Source organism: Alteromonas sp. PRIM-21, assembly GCF_027563165.1.
Taxonomy (GTDB): domain Bacteria; phylum Pseudomonadota; class Gammaproteobacteria; order Enterobacterales; family Alteromonadaceae; genus Alteromonas; species Alteromonas macleodii_A.
Map to the genome: position 1 here is coordinate 713721 of NZ_JADOEK010000001.1, position 19915 is coordinate 733635.

The 19915-nt window shown below is 43.2% G+C and carries 19 protein-coding genes; 9 read left to right on the forward strand and 10 right to left on the reverse strand.

All coding sequences use genetic code 11. The features are described from left to right. Nucleotides 1-17 precede the first annotated feature (17 nt). Entirely contained in the window at nucleotides 18-620 is a 603-nt protein-coding gene (locus IW644_RS03090; RefSeq protein ID WP_179983083.1) for a PilZ domain-containing protein, read from the reverse strand. Between the two features lie 190 nt (nucleotides 621-810). Here IW644_RS03090 and IW644_RS03095 point away from each other — a divergent pair, with 190 nt between their 5' ends. Together IW644_RS03095 and IW644_RS03100 are read left to right on the forward strand one after the other, a co-directional pair. Next, on the forward strand, nucleotides 811-2196 hold the full coding sequence (locus tag IW644_RS03095; protein ID WP_269916358.1) for an FtsX-like permease family protein: 1386 nt from the start codon (nucleotides 811-813) through the stop codon (nucleotides 2194-2196). 77 nt (nucleotides 2197-2273) lie between these two features. Further along, nucleotides 2274-2837 (forward strand): phosphoribosyltransferase, encoded by a 564-nt coding sequence (locus tag IW644_RS03100; protein ID WP_118489551.1) that lies wholly within the window; start codon nucleotides 2274-2276, stop codon nucleotides 2835-2837. A 23-nt stretch (nucleotides 2838-2860) separates the two neighbouring features. Here the strand turns inward: IW644_RS03100 and IW644_RS03105 are convergent, their stop codons facing one another. The 5 genes from IW644_RS03105 to IW644_RS03125 all read right to left on the reverse strand — a co-directional run bounded on the left by IW644_RS03105 (nucleotide 2861) and on the right by IW644_RS03125 (nucleotide 7997). Further along, on the reverse strand, nucleotides 2861-4303 hold the full coding sequence (locus tag IW644_RS03105; RefSeq protein ID WP_269916359.1) for an ATP-binding protein: 1443 nt from the start codon (nucleotides 4301-4303) through the stop codon (nucleotides 2861-2863). Further along, nucleotides 4300-5475, reverse strand: a complete 1176-nt coding sequence (locus IW644_RS03110; protein WP_269916360.1) for an FIST signal transduction protein — start codon at nucleotides 5473-5475, stop codon at nucleotides 4300-4302. The genes IW644_RS03105 and IW644_RS03110 overlap by 4 nt, the downstream gene beginning before the upstream one ends. Nucleotides 5476-5587: 112 nt before the next feature. Continuing rightward, complete coding sequence (locus IW644_RS03115) at nucleotides 5588-6229, reverse strand: energy-coupling factor ABC transporter permease (RefSeq protein ID WP_269916361.1); 642 nt, start codon at nucleotides 6227-6229, stop codon at nucleotides 5588-5590. A gap of 42 nt (nucleotides 6230-6271) precedes the next feature. Continuing rightward, on the reverse strand, nucleotides 6272-7081 hold the full coding sequence (gene xthA / locus IW644_RS03120) for an exodeoxyribonuclease III (protein WP_269916362.1): 810 nt from the start codon (nucleotides 7079-7081) through the stop codon (nucleotides 6272-6274). A 229-nt stretch (nucleotides 7082-7310) separates the two neighbouring features. Beyond that, nucleotides 7311-7997, reverse strand: coding sequence for a biliverdin-producing heme oxygenase (locus IW644_RS03125; protein WP_269916363.1), 687 nt, complete (start codon nucleotides 7995-7997; stop codon nucleotides 7311-7313). Nucleotides 7998-8383: 386 nt separating this feature from the next. On the opposite strand from IW644_RS03125, the gene IW644_RS03130 reads away from it, so the two are divergent. Next, nucleotides 8384-8779 carry a DUF2750 domain-containing protein gene (locus IW644_RS03130; RefSeq protein ID WP_269916364.1) on the forward strand — a complete coding sequence of 132 codons (396 nt, stop codon included), beginning with the start codon at nucleotides 8384-8386 and terminating at the stop codon, nucleotides 8777-8779. Between the two features lie 16 nt (nucleotides 8780-8795). Continuing rightward, the gene (locus IW644_RS03135; RefSeq protein WP_269916365.1) at nucleotides 8796-9188 is read left to right on the forward strand and encodes a SufE family protein; all 393 of its coding nucleotides are present in this window, start codon (nucleotides 8796-8798) and stop codon (nucleotides 9186-9188) included. Between the two features lie 19 nt (nucleotides 9189-9207). On the opposite strand, the gene IW644_RS03140 is transcribed toward IW644_RS03135, so the two are convergent. Then, a complete protein-coding gene (locus IW644_RS03140; protein ID WP_269916366.1) occupies nucleotides 9208-10506 on the reverse strand; it encodes a glycosyltransferase in 1299 nt (432 codons plus the stop codon). Between the two features lie 491 nt (nucleotides 10507-10997). Between IW644_RS03140 and IW644_RS03145 the strand changes: the two genes are divergently transcribed. Continuing rightward, the gene (locus tag IW644_RS03145) at nucleotides 10998-11843 is read left to right on the forward strand and encodes an HDOD domain-containing protein (RefSeq protein WP_269916367.1); all 846 of its coding nucleotides are present in this window, start codon (nucleotides 10998-11000) and stop codon (nucleotides 11841-11843) included. A gap of 37 nt (nucleotides 11844-11880) precedes the next feature. Here the strand turns inward: IW644_RS03145 and IW644_RS03150 are convergent, their stop codons facing one another. Then, nucleotides 11881-12696: an acyl-CoA thioesterase gene (locus IW644_RS03150; protein WP_269916576.1), complete on the reverse strand. Its 816-nt coding sequence runs from the start codon at nucleotides 12694-12696 to the stop codon at nucleotides 11881-11883. Nucleotides 12697-12865: 169 nt separating this feature from the next. Between IW644_RS03150 and IW644_RS03155 the strand changes: the two genes are divergently transcribed. Continuing rightward, a complete protein-coding gene (locus tag IW644_RS03155) occupies nucleotides 12866-14188 on the forward strand; it encodes a spinster family MFS transporter (RefSeq protein ID WP_269916368.1) in 1323 nt (440 codons plus the stop codon). Nucleotides 14189-14259: 71 nt separating this feature from the next. Further along, a complete protein-coding gene (locus IW644_RS03160; RefSeq protein WP_269916369.1) occupies nucleotides 14260-15072 on the forward strand; it encodes an alpha/beta fold hydrolase in 813 nt (270 codons plus the stop codon). 119 nt (nucleotides 15073-15191) lie between these two features. Here the strand turns inward: IW644_RS03160 and glgC are convergent, their stop codons facing one another. After that, a complete protein-coding gene (glgC, locus tag IW644_RS03165; protein ID WP_179983097.1) occupies nucleotides 15192-16478 on the reverse strand; it encodes a glucose-1-phosphate adenylyltransferase in 1287 nt (428 codons plus the stop codon). A gap of 614 nt (nucleotides 16479-17092) precedes the next feature. On the opposite strand from glgC, the gene IW644_RS03170 reads away from it, so the two are divergent. Beyond that, complete coding sequence (locus IW644_RS03170; RefSeq protein ID WP_269916370.1) at nucleotides 17093-17626, forward strand: SRPBCC family protein; 534 nt, start codon at nucleotides 17093-17095, stop codon at nucleotides 17624-17626. A 75-nt stretch (nucleotides 17627-17701) separates the two neighbouring features. Further along, nucleotides 17702-18856 carry an MFS transporter gene (locus IW644_RS03175; protein WP_269916371.1) on the forward strand — a complete coding sequence of 385 codons (1155 nt, stop codon included), beginning with the start codon at nucleotides 17702-17704 and terminating at the stop codon, nucleotides 18854-18856. Here the strand turns inward: IW644_RS03175 and IW644_RS03180 are convergent. Beyond that, on the reverse strand, nucleotides 18825-19838 hold the full coding sequence (locus tag IW644_RS03180) for a transposase (protein ID WP_269916577.1): 1014 nt from the start codon (nucleotides 19836-19838) through the stop codon (nucleotides 18825-18827). The genes IW644_RS03175 and IW644_RS03180 overlap by 32 nt on opposite strands. Nucleotides 19839-19915 lie beyond the last annotated feature (77 nt).

A 19915-nucleotide genomic window follows, 5' to 3' on the forward strand; every position in this document is an offset into this window, starting at 1 on the left:
TATACTGTTGTTAGGGGCTATTCAGATCCCGCTTTTTTTTCTTTCGCCCGTTTTCTTAGTTGCTGTGTTTGAATATGCAAACTGGCGCGAACTAAAAGCTCCTGGTCTTGCTCTCGAATGGTATTAAAAATAAAGGCGATATGGTAACTATCTTCAACTTGCTCGCAAGTAATTACTTCACCAAAACAAAAAATTGCTGCAGCTTCGGCATCAAGAAAAAGCTTTAGTTCTGCTCTAGTACCTACGTCTAGCGAATCGGATGATTCGATAATTACGCCACCACCACCAAGCTTTACGGTTTTGAAACGGTATTCGGGCTCATCTTGTTGATGCAATACAAAAGACATCATCAGGTCAATTTTTCGCGACTGATGATTTAGGTATTCGGCCAAAGTTTCAGCGTGATCACCCAAGTTTCTTAAAGGGCGTATTGCTTGAGCTTCTAACGCGGCCATTTCGCTGGCAATGCGAAATGCATAGGGCATCGAGTCTTCAAGGTTTTCCTCATCAGGTACTTTTTCGTCTTCACCTAACGGGCGCACATTCGCATTTATGCTGTGCGCAATAGAAAAATACTCATCGAATTGGGCTTTTTTTTGTTCTAGGCTAAGTTCGCTCACATCATTCCTCTGCCACTATTTCTTGTGCCGCTAGTAACTTATAAGTAGTATACCGACCACGTAGTATACCCACTTTACTATTTTGGGGTTAACCCGTCATCTCGCCTTTGGGCTACTTATCTGAATTATTTATTCACTAAGCATAGCTAAATGTAAGGCAGATTACCGTATTACTGAAAAGCTAGGCGCTATGTTTTATCCTCTTTCTGCATTCATTGCTTATCGTTATGCCAAGTCTAACAAAGCAAGCCAAACCAGTTTTGTCTCATTTATAAACCGATTCTCAGTGGCCGGCATCGCACTAGGCTTGATGGCGCTTATTATTGTCGTATCAGTTATGAACGGCCTAGAAGGGCAGTTAAAACAGCGCATACTAGGCATAGTCCCGCATATCGAAATTACAAAGACACCCATTGCAAGCAACAGCCTTAGCAAGACACCCAACCAAAAACAAGTTACAGAGACACCCACGCAAAAAGAACAAAAGTCAGGCAACCTAAGCAAGACACCCACGTTAAAGATGCAAAACAGCCTTAGCAAGACACCCACCCAAAAAGAAGTTGCAAAGACACCCACCCAAAATGAAATTAGCATGACACCCATCGAAGGCGTGGTTGCCAGTATGGATTACAGAGAAGCTGAAGCCGTAGTGCAGTCGCGCTCAGATTTACGTGGCGTGCAGGTCCACGGTGTTCAGCCAGATGTGATGCTTGAACACACCTTAGTTGCAAACCATATGGAGCAAGGCCGATTTAGCGACCTTACTAAAGGTAGTTTCGCCGCTATTATTGGCCGTTCGCTGGCTATAAAGCTTGAAGCACGTGTAGGCGACAGGCTCCGAGTTATGGTTGCAGGGGCCAGTGTTTATACTCCGTTTGGAAGAATGCCAAGTCAGAGGCTTGTGACTGTAGTGGGTGTCTTCGATATGGGCTCGCAAATGGATGACAAGGTAATGTACATGAACCTTGATGATGTGAATCGCTTAATGAGAGACCCCAAAGGCAGTAAAAAATCATTGCGTCTCTTCCTGGATGATGCGTTCAACTACCAAGCGGTGGTGAATGAGTTAACAGATAGGGTGGGTGTCTCTGTAAATAATATTAGAACGTGGCGGGAGCGCCAGGGACCGCTGTTTGATGCTGTAAAAATGGAAAAGAACATGATGACACTCATGTTGCTTCTTATTATCGCTGTAGCTGCATTTAACATAGTGTCTGCACTGGTAATGGTGGTCACCGAAAAGCAGGGCGATATTGCGGTACTTCAAACTCAAGGCATGTTGCCCAGTACGGTAATGTGGATTTTTGTATTGAATGGCTTATTTAATGGCATAAAAGGAGCAGGTTTTGGGCTTATCTTGGGTGTCTTTATAACCCTTCAGCTAAATAATATTTTAGATGCAATAGGTTCACCGTTAGCGCTAGCGGCTGACGGAAGAGGGCTGCCCATTGAAATGGACGTAGTGCAAATTATCAGCATTACTTTGCTGTCGTTATTGTTATGCGTTTTAGCCAGCGTTTATCCTGCGCGCAAAGCGATGAAAATTGCACCGTCTCAGGCTCTTCAAAACGAATAAATAGTTGAATTTACCGTGCAAAAGACCGTGAAATTCACTATACTCGCGGTCTTTTAAAATTTGCTCAGTGAGACGTCATGAACAAGAATTTTATCACCTCGCAATCGCTTCTACAGGATTCCTTTCGCTTAGCGGCAAAGGTGTATGAAGACGGCTTCCGCCCTGACTTTATTATTGGTATTTGGCGTGGTGGTGCTCCAATTGGTATCGCAGTTCAAGAATTCTTTGAATTTAAAGATACGTCAACCGACCATATCGCGGTACGTACTTCGTCTTACTATGGAATCAATAAGCAGTCGAAAGAAATCCGTGTGCACGGGTTACACTACTTGGTTGAAAATGCCAACGCTGACGACAAGTTATTGATTGTTGATGATGTTTTTGACTCTGGCCGAAGTGTTGACGCGCTTATCAAGCAAATTAACAAGCTTATGCGCTTGAACATGCCAAAAGACATTCGCATTGCGTGCCCTTGGTATAAGCCTCAAAACAACACTACTGATATAGTGCCAGATTACTACGTAAACGAAAGTGATGAATGGCTAGTGTTTCCTCACGAAATCGCAGGTCTATCCGAAGAAGAGATCCGCGAAGGAAAGGGCGAGTTAGCTGACGTTATGGACATCTTATTCCAAAAATAACAGCCATATAGCTTTTGTAGCGATTACGAATCGCTGTCGAACGTATCTAAACCGCACGATTGTGCGGTTTTTTTATTGGCTAAATTCGTTGGAAACGAGAGCGTAAACGTAGTGCCCACGTTAACCTCGCTATCTACGGCAATAGTGCCGCCCATGGCCTCAACAATAGAAAAAGAAATATAAAGACCTAAACCAGTTCCTTTACCTGTAGGTTTAGTAGTGTAAAACGGCTCGAAAAGTTTCTGCAGAGCGTGTTTTTCAATACCACAACCTGTGTCTTTAATGGTGATAACAGTATGGTTATCTTCTTCAAAGGACGAAATGCTTAGCTTGTCTCCATCATCCATCGCTTGCGCAGCATTGACAAAAAGGTTCACCAACACCTGATTCAACTTTCCGGTTTTACCTTTAATTAGCGGGACTTCGGTCAAGCGCTGGTGTATTTTGATGCGGTGCTTTAATTCGCTATTAACTAACCTTAAGGCATGCGCAATACAGTCATTTACATTAATAGTTTCGTCATCAGGAATGTCGGCGTCATGAGAAAAAGAACGAAGGCTGGTGATTATGTCAGTGACTCTGTTTAAACCTTCCTCGGACTCCCCACAAATATCTGCAATTTCATCACTTAGTGAATCAATCTTATTGCGCGATTGCCACAGTATTGCTTTTTGCGCTATTTCTAACCTTTCTTTATCGCTAGCACTTGATGCCAACTGCAGCACTATGTCCTGCATCTGAGATAAAGCGGGCAATACGTTTCTTAAAAAGTGAATGTTACTATTGATAAACGCTATCGGATTATTTATTTCGTGGGCTACACCTGCTGCTAATAACCCTAAAGAAGCCATTTTTTCAGAATCGATAAGGCTTTTTTCCACTTTGGCTTTTTCTTCTTTCAGCCTTACGGTTTCCAGCGTCATTAATTTGGCCTGCATCCCCATTGCCATCTGCTCGGTAAAGGTGCGGTATCTATTGGCCATGTCTACGTATTCTTGGGTGTAGTAACCCAGAGATTGATGGCAAAACACAATAACGGCCTGCTGCTGATGTACTTTAAACGGGCAATAGAGTACCGATGTGACTGGAGTTTCAAATAATGGCAGGTGCTGTTGCCAAGTAGGCTGTTGTTGAACATTAAACAATGCAACGGGTTCACTTTTGACCGCCCTAGAAAGGGTGTCGTCTATCTTCCAAACCGTATCATATAATGCATCATGCGTGCTATTTATACACCTCATTTTGCCCGCACTTTCGTTTTGAAGAACAAAGCATACTTCGTAGCTGTAAAGCCCTTTAAAAACGCTAAACATTTTCTTATAAAGATCTGTTTCATCCTCAGCGGTAAGCAGCACGCGCGTGCCTTCTAGCAAGGCATCGCTTTCCTTTTTATGAGCCTCAGCTTGTTGCTTCAAGCGATAAACAAGGGCCAGATCTTCTAAAACGTTTTCGTAGTCTTTATTCATTGAGAAAACACTACCGCTGATATCATAAGGTTACCGTGCCTGTTCTTGCCGTCTAAAAAGCGCCCTTGTTCGCCAAACGTAAATGGGCCACAAATAGGTAACGAAGGAAACGTTTTTTGTAATGAGTTCAACATAGCATTTATCTCATCGCCAACCATTAACCGGCATCCGGCGCAATAAATCATCAATACGCCAACGGGCGTTTTGTTTTCCGGAAGCAGCATGATTGCATTATTGATAACACGCTCTGCACGAGAGGTGAGGCTTGTAATATTTCCTTCCATTAAAACCAGCTCTTCGCCTTCTTGTACTTCGGAAAAAACATTCAGAGTACCATCTTTGTCTACCGAGTCGGGATGACAGAGAAGATAGTTAACCGCACCATTGTCCAACGCAACTGGCTTGCCCAAAGGGGCTGATGAAGTAAGTCCTAATATTTGCCCGCCGTTAAGCTGGTCCGCAATTAGGCCATTAGTCGCATTATTGTAGATAGTGCTGGCTTTACCATTATCGAGTTGTTGAAGTTGTCGGCCTTGAGCTGTAGTGGCTCTAAATACCGTCTCAGTTGGTTTGTAACCAGAGCTATAGCTTAAGCCCAAAGGTGTTGAGGGGTACAAGACGGCTACGGCAACGGTTTGAGGCCCAGAGGTCGTATTTGTTGCTGTGCACCAATTGCCTGAAACAGTATTATCTGCCATTGAGCCCCCGAAGATAGGGACCTTTGTTCCTACTACGCTGGCAAAACCTTCGAGTATTCTCTCTTCATTGCCAGGGGGGAGCGAACACCAGATAAGGGCTGGACTTTCGTATGGCCTCTCTGCGTTTGCTAATGCTTTCTGCAAGGATGTTGCTCCCGCTTTAAATGGGCTGCAATCAGTTATATCTGCGCTGCCTACACCGAAGGCCCCATTCTCATCGTTAATGCAGAACAAAGCTAAGTCACAAGTGGGCGAGGCTATGTTGTTATCGCAAAGCAACGCGCCTAAGCAAGAACTAGAGATAAAAAATGGTAGCGCTGTATCGTTAATGGTCGATGCAAGCGTTTCAAGAGGTAAGTCGGTGTTACCGTAACCAATGAGTAATGAAGGCCTTGTATCGGACAAAATATTTTCCAGTTGCGATGTTACGCTCGCAGTACTGCCGCATTGTAAGGCGAATGTTTGAATATTCATCTAGCTCTACCACTCAACTTCACACTGTAATGATAGATTGAAATCAAGAAAAGCTTATTAACTTTTAGTTTAATAAGTTAAATAAGTGAGGTGACGAAAGAAGGTAAAAAGATCAGTTGTCGAGATAGAACTTGTCGTGGAAGGTGTACACCCACGTTGGCTGGTAAATAACGAGTAGGGTTATCGCCATTCCGTTCAAAAGCGCTTCTGGAAACACCAATAGCGGAATGAGTAAAATATAGTTATCGAAAACGATGTCCCATGTGTATATACCTTCATAAAAGTAAAAGGCGCCCAATGATAATGTTTTCAAAGCAATTGACAGTGCGGCAGGAAAAAAGGCACACACAAAAATATATACAAACAGCTGTCTGGGTATACGGTGGAAAGACAGCATGTAGAAAAGGTAAGTTGTTCCAATTGGTAAAATAGTTCCAAGCAGACCATTAACACCGAAGTTTTCCCACGTGCCGTAACCTATCAGGTTTGCCCCCAGAAGCGCGATAAAAGAGGCAATAATTGCATTTCTAAAGCCTAACATGAGGGTGAGTACAGAAAGGCCTAGAAAATGAACATCTAAGCCTTCAAAAATCCCTGCTTTAAACAACCAAAGCACAAATAGAGAGGCAGCAGTGCCGAACATAAGGTGTTGCTGCTGTTTATTGCGAGCAAAGTGAGTAAAGTCGATGTGCTTAGCCGCGCCTAACATAAACGCGCCATAGATTAGCAATGCCAACAACTGTAATGAACTCACTGGTACTCCTTATATGGGGCTACTTTATACGCTAACGGCCAACTACTTTTTGTATTCAGCCCAAATTGGAGCGTGGTCGGACGGCTTTTCAATGCCTCTTAATTCATAATCAATGCCAGCATCGTGCAGACGTGAATGCAGAGTTTTTGTAGCCAGTATTAGGTCGATACGAAGGCCGCGGTTGTCGTTAAAACCTTTTGAGCGATAATCAAACCACGAAAACTTGTCATTAGTTTCAGGGTTGAGAGTTCTAAAGCTGTCCTCAAAACCCCAATCGATAAGTGTGTTCAACCATTCACGCTCTTCCGGTAAAAAGCTACACTTGCCTGTCCTCAACCAGCGCTTTTTGTTTTCTTCACCAATGCCAATGTCTAAATCTGTATGAGAGATGTTCACATCGCCCATCACAATGACGTTTTCATCAGGCGTGTGGTTCTCGTTTAAATACGTCATTAAATCTTTATAAAACTTGCGCTTAGCAGGGTATTTCGTTTCGTGCTTTTCGTTTTCACCTTGAGGGAAATAGCCGTTAAGGATAGTGACAGGTTCGCCAGCTTCATCAGTGGTTTTCAAGATGATCATTCTACGCTGTGCATCTTCCTCGTCGGTAGGAAAACCCATAGAAACAGAAAGGGCTTCTTTCTTTGCTAAAAACGCTACGCCGTAGTGACTTTTTTGCCCGTGAAAATAAACGTGGTAGCCCATGGCTTCCACTGCTTCTACTGGAAACTGCTCGTTGTGAACCTTAATTTCTTGCAAGCCAATAATATCTGGTTGGTGAGCGTCAATAACCGCTTGTAGTTGGTGCAAGCGGGCGCGTATGCCGTTTATATTAAATGAGATTACTTTCATATTTATATTTTTGTTGTTTCGAGGTTACGTTGATTCTATCAGAAACTCAGCAAGCGCTTAACGAAGAACTACCGATATATTAATGCATTCAGTCGATTGGCTGGATTAAGTTTATTTATAGCTAGGAAGCTTGATCGTCGCCAGGTGATGGCAGGGAATGTGATTAAGGCGAATTACCGCGGGATTTCTGCCTATGGCAGAAATCGCCTTTGTTCTTAACAGCGCTATGCTAGCTAAACTCAACCGCCTTATTAGTGTTGTTGTGCATTTCAGCATCAGCTAATGAAATCAAATATTCAAACCATGCATTCGCATCTTTAACTGCATCTGCAACAAAGCTTTCATTTTCTAAATCGAGTTCAGGGAGTAGCCTATCGACTTCTTGTTTGAATGACACCCATGCTTTCGCACATCCAGCCATTGCTTGGTAATAGTTTGTAGGAATATCGCGCTCCATGGCATTTAGCCTACGAACAATGATATTCGCTCCCATCGATGACCCTAGCCATACGTATATAGCTGAAATAGCTTGGCTGGTGGGCGAGCTGCTGTATGGCATAGATGGTTTGTTGTGGTGGGTGTCTTTGTAAGCCTGGTCTGTGTATGTACCTGTAGCGTGGGTGTCTTCGGTAAGTGAATCTCTGGTAAGCGCAATAATGTCTCGATTTAGCGCATCTTGAATGACGCCACTGTTTATCATCGAAGCAACTGCTGCAAGGGCAGGAACTTCAAATTCAGCTTGTTGAACAGCGTTTGCCGCGGCTTGGTGGAACATACTCATGATCTTTAAAATAGCGAGGTATGCCTTTTCATCAAACAAACTGTCTTTGTGATAGATGGAAAAAGGGAAGGTGTTTTCCAAAATATCGTGGTTTGCATGGGTGTCTTGCTTAAGGGCAGTGAAAAGGTTGCGCATGGTTTAAGTATCTTGGCGTCGTTGCTTAGTAGTCATTATCGGTTTGGCTTTACTTTAGCATGGGTGTCTCTGTAATCGGTAGTGAATTGAAGAAAAGCTAGATAATTTAAATTTAACGAGGTTGAGTGCTGCTTTAGCATGGGTGTCTTTGTAAGGATGGTTATGCTGCTTTAGCATGGGGGTCTTTGTAAGGGAGGTTTAGTTGCTTTTAGTGTGGGTGTCTTTGTAAGGATGGTTTTGGTGCTTTTAGCGTGGGTGTCTTTGTAAGGATGGTTATGTTGCTTTTAGCATGGGTGTCTTTGTAAGAGAGGTTTTGGTGACTATTGCATTGCGCCTTTTGCTGGTGCGGGTATACTTGCCCCAAATTTTGAGATAGGTGAATAAACGTGTTTCCAGAAACCATTGCGGACAAGTTGAGCGATGCGGTCATTGAGCAAGCGATGAAGCTAAGCGCTGAAGAGCGACAAGAGCTTGTTGTTAGCTATGTAGCGAAAGCAAAAGAAATATGGATGATACAGGGCAGTGAAGGCTTTGTTATGTTCGAAGGCGGCGAGAGTGTTCAATTACCCGTATTCCCACATCGCGACTTGGCGCAAAAGTTTGTAGACATAAATGAAATAGAAGGCCAATGCGTAAGTGTTGAATTGGACGAATTTACAGAAACTTGGCTACCTGGTCTTACAAAAAATGGTGTGGAACTGGTTATGTTTCCAACAACAAGTGACGTTGAAAACTTAGTTATGACTGCAGAAGATTTAGCTGCCGAACTAAACGGCAATTAAACTGGGCTTATAGCAGATGAATTCGGATGAAACTTTGCTTCCTTTAGCTTCATCGCTTGCCGCTTCGAAAGGGTGGGATGATTTCACTCGCACACTTATGTTAGCGGGTAAATCTTCAACGCCACTCCCTCTAGATGAACGCACTTCAGACACAGCAGTTGAGGGGTGTGAGAGCCCTGTGTGGATGGCATATTCAACGGAGCAAGGCAGCATAATGGCGTACTCGCCAAGTAAGGTGATTCGGGGAGTACTTGCAGTATTACTTGAAAAAGCCAATACCTTGTCCGAAGCGCAGCGTGAAAGTTTTGACTTCGAAAGTTACTTGTCTCGCTGCCAGTTAGAGCGATATCTAAGTCAGTCGCGAGGCAACGGAATAAAGTCAGTGATAGCAAAGTTGAAGGGCGTGTAGGCACTTTCCTCTCGCCCCTCTACTTGTTCTTTGCTTCAATCCACTGGCTCATATATTTACTTGCTGCAAGCGTTTGATGCCACAACAAACTTTGCATAAACAGCGCATCTCTATGTTTATCTAGCCCTTGGTTTAACTCACTTATTCTATCAATAAGCGTCACCTCTGACTGCTGCTGTTTAAATTCGTTTAGCAAACTAGCCGCGTGTTTATTGGCTAAACTCCATACCTTCTCATCTTCATACAGCGCTACGGCCCTTTCGACGTAGTCCCGAATAACGGCTGCATTAGAAGTATCAGCATCGCATAGAGCTCCAGGCCATTGTGCAGACTGCAGGTTGTTAATCTCGTTTTCTACTTTTGCGCTAATGTCGCTATTTACATCAAGGCTATTTTCAGCAATACCTTCTGCGCCAATCCAAGTCGTGATACTAGGCGTGCCGCAGCGCATCGCATCAAGCAATTTTCCTTTTATCCCCGCGCCGAATCGTAAGGGAGCAATAAGGGCTCTAGCATTCATCATTACAGACTCAACATCGTTCGCCCAGCCTTTCACTAAAAAGCCTTGTTTCTCGTTGTGAAGTTGCGTTGCTTTCTTAGGAGGGTAAGCGCCGTAAATATGCAATTCAGCATGGGGTAATGCTTTTTTGATAGAAGGCCACAGATACTGCTTTAACTGCAACACCGCATCCCAGTTTGGCGCATGGCGAAAGTTACCAATATGGATAAAATGCGAGCGCTGCTCAAAAGGTGGGGGAGAACTAATAGAACGGCCAACTACAAGAGGATGATACTGAAGTTGCGCTGAAGGTACACCGTAGTGTTCAGTCAATAAGGCCATTTCTTTTTTTGATATAACCAAGGTCAGATCGCTTCGAATAATCGAAGCAATTTCTCTTTGGGCCAGTTCGCTATGTAAATGCGCTAGGCTTGCGTCGCCATGCTTTTTTACAGCTTCATGTCTTGCTTGGCGAAGGCTGTGTAAATCTTCGGTATTAAGTACTCTAAGTGCATTCGGGCAAACTTCTTTTACTCGCCAGGAAAACTGTTCTTCAGTCATGTAGCGATCAAAAATAACCACGTCTGGGGCAATCTCTGCAATAAGAGTATTAAATGAACTGCAGTTTAGCGCCACAGGCTGAACATTTACCCCCATTGTTAAAAGATCGGCTTTGTGCTCGCTATCGGTGGCAGCTGTTAAAAATGTCACGTTGAAGTTAGCGGCTAAGCAACGCTCGATAATAGAGAGCATATTCTGCCCCGCGGCTGAGGAATTTGGCTCGGGCCATACATAGCCGACTACAACAACATTTAACATGGTATGGGTTACAACTCTTATTTAAAAATGTGCCTGAACTGCACGGTTATTTTGCGGCAAATGCTATCACAAAACTACTCACGTCATTAATTAAAGGGGCTCTGCCTTAGAAATTCTAATTCTTATGGGTAATTACCCTAAGTTTTTCTTTGAAAAAGAATTTTAGGTTTGTAAAAACAAGCGGCCCGTTATAATACGCGACGTTCCGGCATGTTCGAGGAACTACAGAGGTGTCTTGTAGTCTAGGGTATTACCAAAATTGATAATGCTCAGGGTTGGAAAAACAGCCTATACTTATATAGGAACATCAATTAATAATTACTTTTCTAAGAGTTTTTTAACTTTCTGATTAATAAAGAAATCATACTTTTTTACTAGGTGATGTTAATTGACCTCTTTAGTTTTAACGCCTATACCTTAATGAAGCTCATGGCGAATGGAGGTGCCTTGAACACAACAATGTCAAAGATTGCATTGAAGAGAGTGCACGAATGAATTTAGATGAATTAGTTTCGAAAGCGGAAGACCTCTTTGTTTTACCAGACTCGGTAACGAGACTTAAAGCTTGTATGGATGATGAAGCTTCAAGCATTGACGATATTGGCGATATCATTGCTTTCGACCCGTCATTGGCTACCCAGCTACTCAGAGTGGCAAACTCAGCACTCTATCGTTTTCCCAATAAAATTGACACGATAACACGTGCTATCCAGGTTGTGGGGACCCGCTCAACCTACGACTTAGCATTGGCCTATGGTGTAAGTCAGGCATTTAGTGAAGTAAATGGACAAGCAATAGACTTAGACAAGTTCTGGGAACAAAGCGTTTCTTGCGGGTTATTAGCCAAGTATTTTGCCGATATGCGCAATATTAGAGAGCCTGAAAGACTTTTCGTTTCTGGGCTACTTCACAATATTGGAGAGCTAGTTACCGTTTCGCTTATGCCCGAGTCGGCAACCCGCTGTCAGGCATTTAATGCACGGGTAAGTCCCGCAGAGCTTCAATTTGGCGTATTAGGGTTTACTTACGCAGATCTGTCGGCAAGACTGATCGAGAAATGGGATATCCCTAGTTCGATTTATACGCCTATTGCCAGTATTCACAAAGGCGAAGACGTGGAAACGAATGTAGAAGATAAAATCCTACAGCTTTCTTACGTGCTGGCGCTAGATAACGTAAATCCAGAAATTTATCCAAGCTATCACAATTTAAAACCTGAGATGCACGAGGCGTTATCGCTTAATCGCGACGATTTGGAAGACGCGCTAGATATAACTAACCTCCAATGTATTTCGGTTATTTCCTTGTTTAATCCTAACGCGTTTATGCTCTATTAAGGCTAAACGCCTTTAGTCATAGCTAATGCCGTAGCGATTAATCAAAAACCGCTACGGTTTGTCTGCTAATTGCTATGACTTCGTTATCTTTATCCCAAATTGTCGCTTCCGTATGACCGTAACCGTCAGCTGCCTGCCTAGTATGGGCTTTATAGCCGAACCAATCAGTTGGGCTTACCGGCTTATGCGGGTGGATAAATTCTAAATTCCAGCTAACCGTGCTAGCCGGTGCCGGCAATTTCATCATTTGCAATAGCGTAGGCGGCCAGGCATCAATCATGGTAATAATGTGCGCATCAGTTATCGCCGCAGGTGCTTGTTTAAACCGCATGAAACCGTGGTAGTGGCTTGTTTTCCTGCGCGTAAAAGGAATGCCGCCATCTTCAATGGCTAAGTCAAAGTAACGTAAAAACTTTGGCGTAACTTTAGGTATTTGTGGGATAAATTTCGCCTTATTAGGCAAAGGCATATCATGCTTTTCGGTATTCTCTACCTTAATACCAGATTCTCTAGCAACCCCAAAGCAAGCTTGGGAAAAAACGCAGCTTTTGCCGTCTTGAATGGCATGCGCAGTATATTGGGAGACATTTTTTCCCGTTCTTAATAGGGTAACTTCGATAGAAAAGGGGGCTTCGAGGGATAAAGGGCCAACAAAGTTAGTAGTAAAAGAGCGTAATACGCGATTATCAGTTACCTGCTGCTTCACAGCGGTATATAGCATGCCGGCCGAAATGCCGCCAAACGCCGTTCGTCCTTGCCCCCAGGTTTTTGGAATGACTAGCCCGTCAACTTTCCAGGTATTTTCCGATGTCTGTGATAATTGAGGAATATTGAGTAATTCATCTACTGTCATATTGGCTTGTCTGGTCTGATGAGTTAAGTGGGTGTCATCGTACATTAAGCGCTGTGGAACGAAAAGCCTGAGTTAGAAATTTTCGTTATGTTAACAAATAAGTAACAATTAGTTGTTTATTTTTTTACCAGATGCGTAGACTGGGTTATCGTCACTCAAAAGGACTGTTATGGCCCATACGCACGTTGAAGGTATTCCGGCTAACCAAACTGGAACATCTAGAAGTTACCGCAATTACGTTCTGTTCATATTAACCTTAGTGTATGCCTTTAACTTTATAGATAGGCAAATTATCGGAATATTATCGCCCTTTATCAAAGCCGATCTGGGGTTAGATGACGCCCAGTTGGGATGGCTTAAAGGCATCTACTTCGCGCTACTTTATACCGTAATGGGTATCCCAATTGCTTGGCTTGCAGACCGTTATAGCCGAGTAAATATCATCGCAATATCATTAACGCTCTGGAGTGGCTTCACTGCAGCATCTGGATTGGCAGCTAACTATATGCAACTCGCTATAGCTCGTATTGGTGTAGGTATTGGAGAGGCTGGTGGCAGCCCACCATCGCACAGTATTATTTCTGACCTTTTCCCTAAAGAAAAACGCGCTGGTGCTCTGGCCATTTATTCTTTGGGTATTCCATTTGGTGTAATGCTGGCGTTTTTTGCCTCAGCGTTCTTTCTACAAGGCGGATCTGCCGACTGGCGTACGGTAATGTACAGCGTGGGTATACCTGGAGTTTTATTGGCCATTTTGTTGAAGTTGACGGTAAAAGAGCCTGCTAGAACAGTTTCTACACCAAGTGCAGATGACGCGAATAAGCCGAGTGTTAAATCGTCATTGAAAATGCTGCTAAAAATACCTACGTGGTGGGGAATGGCATTGGGTATTTCATTTGGTTCGTTCGGTAACTATGCAATATCGACTTGGGTCATTGATTACTACGTACGAGCATTTGCAGGGCTAGATATTACACAACTTCTCATTGTATTTGGCATCATCAACGGTACTGCATACGCATTGGGCGTGTGGTTAGGTGGCTATATAGCTGACAGATGGGGCAAGCATAATAAGAAAGCTTATGCATTGTTGCCAGCTATCGCGCTTATTATCGGTGTGCCTGCCTTTTATGCATCGCTACAAGTTCAAGATTTGTGGTTGTCGGTTGGGCTTATGGCGCTGCTGTTATTTACAAGTGGCTCTTACTTAGGGCCTAGTTTTGCAATGGCACAAACCCTTGCGCCAATAAACGTAAGGGCGATGTCGACGGCACTCTTCTTCTTTGTTTTAAATATAATCGCATTAGGCGGTGGACCTACACTTACCGGTATTATAAGCCAAGCGCTGGTGCCGTCCTTAGGCGAGACTGAAGCGCTAAGGCAAGCTTTGATTTACCTAGTAGTTCCTTACGCCATTTCAATTGCAGTGTTCTTATGGACAAGCACTAAGATTGTAAAAGATTGGGAAATGGCAGAATCTAGGGGCTTGTAGTATTATCGACCTTTCATGGTAAGGGGCTGATTATAGGCCCCTTTATTGTTTGAGTGTGAAGGAGTGTATAGGTGTCCTCGTCAGAGTTGAGTTTTCATTTTGCCCATGCGAACGGGTTTCCTGCAGGAAGCTATAACGCAATGTTTTCGGCGTTACCCAGCCACTTCAACCGTTTGCACGTTGAGCGATTCGGGCACGACCCTCAGCTTCCCGTAAATGGCAACTGGCGCAATCAGGTTCACGAACTCATCAAACATATTAAGAACGAAAATAAAGATCCGCGCGGTGTTTACGGTATAGGGCATTCGTTTGGAGCCGTAATTACCTACATGGCGGCGTGTGAGGCGCCTGAGCTATTTAGGGGCGTTATTTTATTCGACCCGCCGCTAGTGGTTGGCCCCCTGAGTTACTTCTTTAAGTTTGCGAAACATACACCTTTAATTAATAAACTAACGCCTGCAAAACTTGCACAAACGCGTAATACACGTTGGCCAAGCAATACCGATATGGTTGCGTACTTTCATGGCAAAGCACTGTTTAGAGATATGGATAAACGATGCGTACGTGACTACGTGAAGTCTGTTACAGAGAGTAAGGGAGACAATATCTCACTAACATTTCGGGCTGACGTGGAAGCTGATTTATTCCGCAACGTGCCTCATAACCTAGGGAAATACAAAGGAAAGCTAAAGTGCCCCGCAGTATTGGCGACGGGTAGCAGCAGCAATGTATGTAAACCTGAAATGTACTCGCGACTGATGAAGCATAATGCAATTGAACATGCGGTATTAAATGGGGGGCATATGTTCCCGTTAGAGCATCCTGAAGCAGTAGCGAGCTTCATTGAGCAAACCCTTACAAGGTGGAACAATGAGGCGGATTGAACGGCAGGGTTGGCTTGTTGATCAAATAGATTTGGCTAAGTAATTTTAAGGCTAGCTGGCTTGAGATTGGTTTTGGCGTGCAACGCCAAAACCAATCTTGTAGGCTTTTAAAACCTTTATTAATTCTGTTTGCTCGAGGCGCTTAGCCCACCCACTGGCTGCCCAAGCATTTCACGCGTTACAAGTACCACGCCTTTTTCTGAGACACGGAAGCCTCGTGCTTTATCCTGTTCGTGGTCGTAACCAATGGTCGTTCCTTCCGGCACAACGCAGCCGCGATCAATAATCACCTTTTTCAACTTACAATGGCGTTTAATTTCAACGTCTGGAAGGATGACGGCATCTTCAATAAGACCGTATGAATGCACCCTTACGTTAGAAAAACAAATAGAAGAACGAAGGGTAGAGCCAGAGATTATACAGCCACCTGAGACAACAGAATTAATAGCTTCACCTCGTCTGTCGTGGTCTTCCCATACAAACTTGGCAGGTGGTAATTGTTCTTGATAAGTCCAAATAGGCCATTTTCTATCGTATAGATTAAGCTGAGGTACAGGAGCTACCATCTCCATATTGGCTTCCCAGAACGAATCAATTGTACCTACGTCACGCCAATAAGCGTTGTCACCGCCACTTTGCTCAAATGGGTAAGCATATACCGGGTGGTCAGCTATTATCGATGGAATAATGTCTTTACCAAAATCACGCTGAGAACCCATATTTTCAGAGTCTACTCGCAGTTGTTCAAACAAAAACTCGGTGTCGAATACATAGTTGCCCATAGAGGCTAGGCAGCGCGTGGGGTCGTTCGGAAGCGGGGTAGGGTTGGCAGGTTTTTCTTCAAAACCATTAATACGGTAGTTTTCATCTACTGACATTACACCAAACGCACCTGCTGCTTCTTCTAGAGGCACTGACATACATGATACGGTCATTTTAGCACCAGACTCTTTGTGCTTAGCGAGCAAGTCACCGTAGTCCATACGATAAATATGGTCACCTGATAGGATCATAACGTATTTTGGCAGCTCATCACGAATGATGTCGATATTTTGAAAAACAGCATCGGCGGTACCTTCATACCAACTGTCGGAAAACCGTTGAGACGCGGGAAGAATTTCAACTGATTCGCCAAGTTCTTTTTTAAAGTGCCCCCAACCTCTGACCAAGTGGCGAATTAAGGAGTGAGACTTGTACTGTGTCACGACGCCAATTCTTCGAATGCCTGAGTTAACACAATTTGATAGTGGAAAGTCGATGATTCTAAATTTACCGCCGAAATAAAGCGCCGGTTTGGCTCGCCAAGTAGTGAGCTCGTGTAGTCTTGAACCTTTCCCCCCAGCTAAAATAAGCGCATATGTATCGCGGGTAAGGTTACTGATGTAACGAGAACTTTGATCTGCCATTTCCTAAAAACTCCTGTAAAAAAGCGACAACTGTGTATCGATAGAAATATAAAAAGAAAACGAGGTGTTGCGATTGATTGCGCTATGCATGAAAGGCCCGACTGAACAGGCTTTACTGATAACCTAAACCCATATTACACAAGATAATTTATAATAACAGCGCGATTTTCTTGCTTTGTGATGAAATGGTTAATTTTTGAAATTTTTTGTTGCTTTAGGATTTATCTAAACAAGACACCCATCGCAATATCGACCTTCCTCCCTAAGGGGTAAAAAAGAAGGCTTAAGCGAGACACCCATCATAAAATTCATACATATAAAGCATAGTCGAGGTATCCACTATCACAAGGAGGAAGACGGAGTTAGAGGGTATTAGAAGGAGCTAGAAAGACACCCAACTAAAACTACGTATATCTTCATATTTAATGAGACACCCAACTAAAATTACGAACATACAAAAGGTACTACTACGCCGAAACGCCTATAACTGCGTTAAAAATACATGGTTGGGTGTCTATCTAACGATAATTTCGTTGGAACGTTAATTACGACATTAAGTGACAATTGTTAATTAGATGTTATATTTGAATGACTGTTTTTTTGTGGAGTCTCAGATGGGAGCATTAAAGAAAGTTTTAGTGGTGGTTGGTGTTGTAATTCTATTGTTTGTAATTACAAGCTTTTTTATTCCAAATGAGTACAGCGTGGAAAGGAAAGTTAGCATAGACGCCGAACCTTCTGAGATATATCCGTATGTCGTTGATTTAAAAGAATGGCAGAAGTGGGGAGTGTGGTTTAAACGCGATCCAAACATGAAGCTTGATTATTCTGGTCCAGATAGGGCTATCGGGATGCGTTCGGAATGGATAAGTGAAACGGAAGGGAATGGCGAGATGGAAATCACGCAATTAGAACACAACAAACGAGTTCTCTATCGTTTATATTTTCCTGATTTTGACATGGGCTCATCCGGTGTGGTCGAAATAGAATCTACAGTCGATGGTTCTATAGTTACCTGGAGAGATGAAGGTTCGGTCGACAATAATCCAGTAAACAAATACTTCGCGTTGATGATGGATAGTATGATTGGCCCAGATTTCGAAATGGGCCTTGAAAACCTTAAGGTGCTGGTCGAAAACAACAGTTGATATGCCCAACGTTTTGATCTGAAAATATAAAAGTGCCGTAAATACCAGATTGGTTTACGGTACGTGGCATCGTCCATGAAAGAAAAAAATCTCCTTATTGCCGGCCTTTCACTTAATAAGTTAGCCGACCTATTAATATCAGCTAAGACCACCTTGACGGCGGTACTTCTAAGCGTTGGTGCCCCACTTTGGATGGTGGGGTGGTTAGTTCCTATCAGAGAATCAGGGGCGCTTCTTCCCCAAGTTCTTATCAGCGTCTATCTTCGAAAACACACGCAGCGGCACATCGTTTGGCGTATTGGTATGGCAATACAGGCATTTGCTGTAGTCGGTATGCTATTTTCGGTCATATTCTTTTCTAGCTTCACAGCAGGCGCTTTGCTCCTAGCCTCTCTTATATTTTTAAGTTTAGGTCGTTCGGCGTGCTCGTTAACTGTGAAAGATATGGAAGCAGATGTCGCTGAAAAAGGAAAACGCGGCAATCTGATAGGGTCGGCCTCTACTATTTCTGGGGTGGTTACGCTCGTAATTTCAATACCTTTGGTTATTTTAAATGACAACCTTTCTTCAAACGTACTTCTGCTAGTTTTAGGTGGAAGTTTACTCTCCTTTGTTTTGACCTTGGTATGTGTGTGGCCCATCAAGACAAGTGTGGACACCGGTAGCGACGAAGAGAAAACGTTTAGTATCAACTTTGATTCTACTGTTTATAAATTTATTCTGGTAAGGGGGCTTTTCGTGCATTCGGCGCTCGTTGCTCCCTATTTTATGATTGAAAAAAATGGTGACGCGCAAGAGTTGCTACCAATTTATATAGGTGCTGAGGCTGCGGCTGCGCTTTTATCTTCGATTATTTGGGGTAGGCTTGCTGATAAAAGTGCAAAATTAACGCTACGGTTATCTGGTTTGCTGGCACTGTGTTCATGTGGAGGGCTTCTTTACTTGCAGTCCACCTCTGTTGTCACATCGGCATTTCTATTCTTTTTGCTTTCAATTGCTCATACAGGAGTACGGACGGGGAGAAAAACATATAGTTTAGACGTTAAAGATGGGCATGAGCGAACTGAGTTAGTCGGTTTTTCTAACACTGCGATAGGAGTAATTTTATTAGCATTTGGCGCTCTCTACGCTGCGCTAACCCCTGTTTTACCATTTTCAGTAGTTTATATTATGGCATTAGTACTTTTGGTGGCAGTTGTTATGACTGTAATTCTACCCTCTGAGAAGTAGATTTAAGGTCGAAGCAGAGCGATGCTGCTTTCTGTTTGGCCATTCGCTTTCTATGAGTGTGTTCTTTGAATTTCTGCATGGATGCTGTGTCTCCAGCAGCAAAAGAGAAAGTGCTCTCGAAATCATTGATGACTTTGAGCCAATGAGATTTGCCGAGGCCGATTAGCTTTATGTCGTCATCACTTTCTTGAGTAGCGGTTTCTTCATTGCTATCTACAAGTAGGTTAATAGAGCCATTAAGAAGCTTACAATAGTTATTTAGGGTGAAATTTAAGCAGCGGTGGTTTTTACTTATCCTTTGACTTTTAAAAGGCATTAGCCCTTTAATCGGTTTGTTATTTAATGCGTTTGAAGCTAGCCTGGTATGTATACTTGTGTGATACGAGTTCTGTATGTTTGTTGCAGCCTTTGCACGAATTGGGTTTAAATCGACATAAGCCATACAGGAAAGTAGAGCCTTTTCAGTTAATAAAGCCTGTGAACGAAAGCGCCCCTCCCAAAATCTGCCGGTACAGTTATCTTCTTCGTTAGCTTTTCTTGCAATAAACTCATTTAAGTTCCTCATAAACCAACTGATATCAAAGAGACGTTTTCTATAAACTTCAGCTGTAGCTTTAACTGCAGCTAATTCACTATCTCTAAGTAATTCGCCCTTCATATATTTTTGAGTGAGGAGGGTGCCTTTGTGCATTTTATGCCACTGCTGTAAGACAGTTTTTGTCGGCCACGAAAGCGCAGCGCTTTTATTTACGCATAGAACAACATGAACGTGGTTGCTCATTACTGCATAAGCACAAATGTCTATAGAGAAAACTTTACTTAAGAATTGAAGCCTTTTCTCTACCCATGATTTTCTATGTTCATAATTAACGTTATTGTTTCGATCGTATCCACACAGATAACTGCGCCTTACACAGCGAGATATGCAGTGATAGTAAGGAGTGTCTTGAAGGCTAATGAGAGATTTTCTGCTTTGCGCCACTTTTTTCATCCAGCAAGGTCATATTACTTGAGCAGACCTTACCATCGGAGGCGCAGCTCTGTGACCTGAACAAAAGA

Coding starts and splice junctions, on each gene's coding strand:
- IW644_RS03095 (WP_269916358.1), top strand. CDS start 811: ATGTTTTATCCTCTTTCTGCATTCATTGCTTATCGTTATGCCAAGTCT.
- IW644_RS03100 (WP_118489551.1), top strand. CDS start 2,274: ATGAACAAGAATTTTATCACCTCGCAATCGCTTCTACAGGATTCCTTT.
- IW644_RS03105 (WP_269916359.1), bottom strand. CDS start 4,303: ATGAATAAAGACTACGAAAACGTTTTAGAAGATCTGGCCCTTGTTTAT.
- IW644_RS03110 (WP_269916360.1), bottom strand. CDS start 5,475: ATGAATATTCAAACATTCGCCTTACAATGCGGCAGTACTGCGAGCGTA.
- xthA (WP_269916362.1), bottom strand. CDS start 7,081: ATGAAAGTAATCTCATTTAATATAAACGGCATACGCGCCCGCTTGCAC.
- IW644_RS03125 (WP_269916363.1), bottom strand. CDS start 7,997: ATGCGCAACCTTTTCACTGCCCTTAAGCAAGACACCCATGCAAACCAC.
- IW644_RS03135 (WP_269916365.1), top strand. CDS start 8,796: ATGAATTCGGATGAAACTTTGCTTCCTTTAGCTTCATCGCTTGCCGCT.
- IW644_RS03140 (WP_269916366.1), bottom strand. CDS start 10,506: ATGTTAAATGTTGTTGTAGTCGGCTATGTATGGCCCGAGCCAAATTCC.
- IW644_RS03145 (WP_269916367.1), top strand. CDS start 10,998: ATGAATTTAGATGAATTAGTTTCGAAAGCGGAAGACCTCTTTGTTTTA.
- IW644_RS03150 (WP_269916576.1), bottom strand. CDS start 12,696: ATGACAGTAGATGAATTACTCAATATTCCTCAATTATCACAGACATCG.
- IW644_RS03155 (WP_269916368.1), top strand. CDS start 12,866: ATGGCCCATACGCACGTTGAAGGTATTCCGGCTAACCAAACTGGAACA.
- glgC (WP_179983097.1), bottom strand. CDS start 16,478: ATGGCAGATCAAAGTTCTCGTTACATCAGTAACCTTACCCGCGATACA.
- IW644_RS03170 (WP_269916370.1), top strand. CDS start 17,093: ATGGGAGCATTAAAGAAAGTTTTAGTGGTGGTTGGTGTTGTAATTCTA.
- IW644_RS03175 (WP_269916371.1), top strand. CDS start 17,702: ATGAAAGAAAAAAATCTCCTTATTGCCGGCCTTTCACTTAATAAGTTA.